Below are 281 nucleotides of genomic sequence, written 5' to 3'. Positions count from 1 at the left end.
AACAGGGCGGCGGTGAACTCGTCGCGCTCGCCCACGCCCCAGCGGTAAGACCCGGCGATGCCACCCTTGCGGATGCTGTTGCCGGCGCCGTCGTTGCTGGCCGTGTTGCCCATCACGTTCACGCGCAGCGCCGCGTTCTCGCCGACGTGGGCGTTGAAGTCGCCGGTGATGCGCACGAAGTTGTGGCTGCCCACCGTGATGTCGACCTGATTCTCGTCCATCAGGCGCGGCACCTTGCTGACCTGGTTGACCGCGCCACCGGTGGATCCGCGCCCGAACAG

Annotated in this window: 1 pseudogene; it reads right to left on the bottom strand. The window is 68.0% G+C overall.

Going from position 1 to position 281, the window contains the following annotated elements:
• Nucleotides 1–281: pseudogene (locus ACMUOY_RS20255) on the bottom strand (TonB-dependent siderophore receptor); the annotation flags it as partial.

It is taken from the genome of Candidatus Skiveiella danica (assembly GCF_022705245.1).
GTDB classification, from domain to species: Bacteria; Pseudomonadota; Gammaproteobacteria; order Burkholderiales; family Burkholderiaceae_C; genus Skiveiella; species Skiveiella danica.
The sequence above is the reverse complement of the archived record's forward strand: the minus strand, read 5'-3'. Positions and strand labels throughout refer to the sequence as shown.